Annotated in this window: 5 protein-coding genes; 2 read left to right on the forward strand and 3 right to left on the reverse strand. The window is 62.6% G+C overall.

Features of this window, described 5'->3' with window-relative positions; genetic code table 11:
• Positions 1-728: flotillin family protein (locus DSP71_RS18290; protein WP_258546541.1), on the reverse strand; the 728-nt coding region annotated here is incomplete at its 3' end.
• Between the two features lie 169 nt (positions 729-897).
• On the reverse strand, positions 898-1,326 hold the full coding sequence (locus DSP71_RS18295) for a MarR family winged helix-turn-helix transcriptional regulator (RefSeq protein ID WP_045264204.1): 429 nt from the start codon (positions 1,324-1,326) through the stop codon (positions 898-900).
• Positions 1,327-1,688: 362 nt separating this feature from the next.
• Between DSP71_RS18295 and DSP71_RS18300 the strand changes: the two genes are divergently transcribed.
• Both DSP71_RS18300 and DSP71_RS18305 read left to right on the forward strand, forming a co-directional pair.
• The gene (locus DSP71_RS18300) at positions 1,689-2,000 is read left to right on the forward strand and encodes a hypothetical protein (protein WP_113681759.1); all 312 of its coding nucleotides are present in this window, start codon (positions 1,689-1,691) and stop codon (positions 1,998-2,000) included.
• Positions 2,001-2,260: 260 nt separating this feature from the next.
• Entirely contained in the window at positions 2,261-4,195 is a 1,935-nt protein-coding gene (locus DSP71_RS18305) for an AAA family ATPase (RefSeq protein ID WP_113681760.1), read from the forward strand.
• 353 nt (positions 4,196-4,548) lie between these two features.
• Here DSP71_RS18305 and DSP71_RS22530 read toward each other — a convergent pair.
• Positions 4,549-4,760 (reverse strand): hypothetical protein (locus DSP71_RS22530; RefSeq protein WP_181800781.1); only part of this gene is annotated, 212 nt, incomplete at its 5' end.

A 4,760-nucleotide genomic window follows, 5' to 3' on the forward strand; every position in this document is an offset into this window, starting at 1 on the left:
TTGGCGATGTTCTTCTGGTTGATCGCGCGGTCGGCGTTGGTCTGCGAGATCTCGGCGGACTGGCGCTTCGCCTGGATCTCGGGAGCGCCGAGCGACTGGATGTAACCCACCTTGTCGGTGATGCCCTTGATCTGGAACGAGTCGAGGATCAGCCCCTGCTCGGCGAGCTCCTGCGAGACGTCTGCCGCGATCTGGTCCGAGAACTTCTTGCGCTCGCGCATCAGCTCGACGACCGACAGGGTGGCGACGATACCGCGGAGCGCACCTTCGAGCTGCTCGGTGGTGAACTGCTCGATGGCCTTGTCCTGCGAGGCGAATCGTTCGGCTGCGCGGCGGACCAGGATCGGGTCGGATCCGATCTTCACGATCGCGACACCGTCGACGTTCAGGGTCACGCTGTCGAGCGACTGCGCTTCGGCGTTCAGGGAGACCTGACGTGAACGCAGCGAGATGATCTCGTGACGCTGCGTGATCGGGTTCACGAGCGACTTGCCGTTCACGATCACGGTGACCGGCGACTCCGACATCTCGGACCTGCTCGAGCCGTCGGCCGAGAGCACGGCCGTCTGCACCTTCTGCTTGCGTCCCGAGATGACGAGTGCCTCGTCGGCGCGAGCGACTTTGATCCAGCTGCGCGCGAACAGCAGCAGGACGAGCAGTAGGACGACGGCGACGACGACGGCGATTCCGACGATGACGAGGATGCCGACGATTCCGGCGATCTCCATGGATGACCTCCCTGATTCCCCCCGAGGGGGCGGTCTCGGGCGCGCCGTGATGCGCGCCTTCGCCCCCACCCTGCCAGAAAAGCGCCCGGCGTCGCCGCGGCGGACGTCATCTCCCGTGCCCCATGGGGAACTCATCCTCCCCAGAGAAGCTGTGGAGGAGAGTCGGACGTCAGCCCTTGCGGAGCTTCTCCGCGAGGTCGCGCAGGGCGCGGAGCTCGTCGTCGTCGAGGCGGGACATGCGCTCGGCGATCGAGCGTCCGTGCACAGTGGCGAGCGAGCGGAAGGCCCGTGCCCCCTCGTCCGTCGCGCGGATCAGGGCGCCGCGACCGTCGTCGGGGTCGGGGCACTTCGCCACGAGACCGCGCGCGACCATGCGGTCGACCAGTCGCGAGACGCTGGGTTGGCTGATGAGCATATTCGCCGTGATGTCCCGCAGCCGCGCTGTGAGGTCGGGGGAGCGGGTGACGGTGAGCAGCACGTCGTACTCGGCCTGCGCGATATCGCTGTGCTCGAAGTCGCCCATCATCTCGGTGAACAGCTCGTGCTGCGCGCGGAACAGGCTCTCCCAGGCCTCCAGGGCGAGCTTGCGATCGGTCATCCTCACAGAATAGTGCGAACAGTAAAGGGCCGGTCGGAGAGGCTCCCGACCGGCCCTTGTCCCTTGCACCAAGAGTGTCCTGCAATCACATGCGGTGGATGCCACAGCAAACATTCACCGTGCGATCACTGTATAACGGCGAGGTAACGAATGCAACGGTTTGATCACGGAATCTTGAGCGCAGGCATCGATGTCCTGTCTCACCGGATCTGTAGAAATCTCATCTTCCTGTAGAAAGTCTCATCGGAGTACTTAGGCGATCACCCCACGGACACCGTTGCGGACACGTCGCTCCGCGTCGAATCGTCGCTCGAGCGACCTCCTGCACCCGTCCGGATGGAGCAAGATGTAAAAGGGAGGTGATGACGATGAATCTCTACCTAGTGAGGAACCCTGACGGCGTGCCTGTCTGGGTTGCGTTAGAGAGTGACCAGAAGCGCCTGTACACCTACGTGCAAAATACTGGAAAGTTCCATCTCAACGCCGGGCTCTATGAGGACTTCTACTTCGATCACACGATGACGTACGAAACAGTCGATCAGCAGGCCGCTGAGGCAGCGATCCTGAGTGGAGTCGGCCTCCGGGACGAACGCTCATTCGTCCACATCCTCGCGCGCTACCGCCAGGATCCGAATGCCCTCTCACCGGAGGCGGTGTTTGGCCGAGCTCTCTAGCCGCCCGTCAACGAAATCGCTGTCCATCACGAGCACAAGGATCAAGAGAGGGATACGCGACGTGGAGGCTCCGCGCCCCGATGGGCCGCGTGCAATCGGTCAGACACGGCACGTACTTGCCTGCGACGGTGACCATGCCGTTTGCTCATCTGTTTCGAAGAGACGCGCGCTCGTTCGTTCCAGAAGAGTGGGCATGATTCGGCGTGTGGGCGCTAGATTCGGGAGGACATTCCATACCGAGAGGCACGCCGGTACGCGTCATGAAACTCATCACGTTCACGCTCGAGGGATATCGCCGTTTCCTTGCGCCGACGTCAGTCAAGCTGCATAGCGACCTGATTGCGTTCGTCGGGCCGAACGAAGCCGGGAAGAGCTCGTTGCTACGGGCGCTCACCCACCTGAACCACGACGAGCCGTTCGATCGCTCCGAACACCCGAGACGATCGATTGATACGGTTCCTTCTCTCCGCTGGCAACTCCAACTGGAGGACGAAGACAGGCAAGCAATTGCGCACATCCGCGGTGGTGGCGATGTGGAGAAGATCATCGTCTCGAAGATGGGCGCTGACGGGCGAGTGATCGATTTCCATCCGTCGAGGCCGAGCAGGGATCCAGTGCCTCGGGTGCATCTCGGCGATTTGATGGGCGAGTTGAGGCCTGCTCTCGAGAGGATGGCTGAGTATGTCGCGGTTGACCTTGACTTGATCGACAGCGTCATCGCGACTCTCGCGGACGGTGAGATACCGACGGCCGTGGGGAGTTTGGACGTCATTGCTGACTCTGCAGAGGGGGCTGCGGGGGTCCTAGAGGCAGGAGCAATCGACGCCGCTGCCTTCCCGAACGAAGCTATTTCGGTATGGCCGGATAAGCTGCGTAGCCTCGTCGCGGGCCTGAGAGCGAGTGTCCAAGAAGCGGCGGAACCCGAACCGGCCGCCGTTGCAGCGGCCGTACTTCTCGCCCGCCTTCCCGAAATGCGGCTCCTGGGGCCAGAGGACCACAATCTACGATCCGAGTACGACCTCGAGTCCGAAGCAGACCAACCGAGCCCGGCTCTGGCACACCTTGCGCGGCTGGCTCAACTCGATCTCGTCGCACTGCGCCAGGAAGTACGAGACGCCAACTACGCCGATGTTTCAACCCGCCGGATGCATGCGAATGATCGCTTACGAGAGGTCTACGCGGAGAGCTGGAACCAGGAGAAAATCGCTCTGCAGATCGATGTTCAGAATGGCCTTCTGGTCGTTCAAGTGACGACACCGAACGACAAGGGGTACTCGAGCCTTGCGGATCGGAGTGATGGACTGCGATGGTTCGCTGCGTTGCTCGCGTTCACCCATGGTGGTCGCGGTCGTCCGATCTTGCTTGCGGATGAGATCGAGACTCACCTTCACTACGACGCGCAAGCCGACCTCGTCGGGGTCCTTGCGCGACAAGAGTACACATCGAAGGTGCTGTACACGACGCATTCATTCGGCTGCCTTCCGCACGATCTTGGCAACGGAGTGCGCGTAGTGGAACCAATCGACGCGGGCGCATCGTTGCTGCGCAATGGGTTCTGGGAGGCAGGTGCCGGATTCTCGCCGTTGCTCAAGAGCATGGGCGCTGTCGCGGCGACGTTCACGCCTGCTCGTCACGCGCTGATCGGAGAGGGGCCCTGCGAGGCGATCCTCTTGCCCACCCTGCTTCGGCAAGCCGCTGGCCGTGAGCGGATCAAGTTTCAGATTGTCCCAGGGCTGTCTAGCGTTGCCTCGGTGCGCGTGGCGGAGCTTGTGTCCCAGGCAGGACAGGTTGCCTTCATCGTGGATGGCGATCCCGGCGGATTGGAGAACCGGAAGAAACTCCTCAGGGCTGGAGTGGACCCCAGCCGTGTGCTCGTGTTGAACGAGACAGATGGCGCTGGCGCACTCGAGCTTGAGGACCTGATCCACCCGGATGTATACGCTCAGTGCGTCGTGGAAGAGGCTGACTGCTGGTCGGCGACCAAGACTCAACTCGACGGGAGCGCGCTCCCCGAGAGCCTGCGTACGAAAGCGGTTGAACTATGGGCGACAGCGAACGGAGTAGCCTCGCCCGACAAGGTTGCAGTGGCTCAGCGGGTCGCGAATTTGAGTGCTGATCGCGAGATTTTCGATCCCAACAGACGCGAGCTCTTGAACGAGCTTCTAGGAAGCATCGAGTCGGCTTTGCAGGTCTGACTCGTCGCACAGCACGCTCGCGGAAACCATGACGCCAAAGGCCCCGCATCAACTCGGCGGGCTGAGTTAGGTGACCCACAAACCGGACCGTACCGCCACGGTTTGATGGAACTCGCGTTCGCGCGCCGGGCGAACCGTCAAGGTCCCCGAAAGCGGGAGCTAGCTGCAGGAACGGCGGGGCTCGGGCGGCGCGCTCGACGAGGAGGCCTTCGCCTACCGGCTGAGCTTGGCCGAACTATGTTAGGGGCGCGCCAGTTGGCGCACACGCTTAGCAATGGGTGGACCGGGAAATGAGCTTCTCTGACGAGGCACGATCACGCATTCTGACCGAAGGATGGTGCCCTCGTGGCGAGTCATTCCCAGAAGCGCTGAGCCACGCCACGCCCGTAAGCATCCGTGAGACGCAGGATGCCTTTGCTGCGGTCGGGAGCGGGGAACCGGTGGCCGCGCTTCTTCTTCACGCGTTCACCGGTGCGCGACCGGTCGTGGGTGATGACCAGTCTGGCGGCGGAAGCGGTCGGAACGGTGCAGCCGACATCATCTTGCAGCGCAACGACGGCCTCGT

The organism is Microbacterium sp. H6, assembly GCF_003314775.1.
Lineage (GTDB): Bacteria > Actinomycetota > Actinomycetes > Actinomycetales > Microbacteriaceae > Microbacterium > Microbacterium oxydans.

Bases quoted from the DNA above. Each gene is read 5' to 3' on its own strand.
- DSP71_RS18305 (WP_113681760.1), top strand. From the start codon at position 2,261: ATGAAACTCATCACGTTCACGCTCGAGGGATATCGCCGTTTCCTTGCG.
- DSP71_RS18300 (WP_113681759.1), top strand. From the start codon at position 1,689: ATGACGATGAATCTCTACCTAGTGAGGAACCCTGACGGCGTGCCTGTC.
- DSP71_RS18295 (WP_045264204.1), bottom strand. From the start codon at position 1,326: ATGACCGATCGCAAGCTCGCCCTGGAGGCCTGGGAGAGCCTGTTCCGC.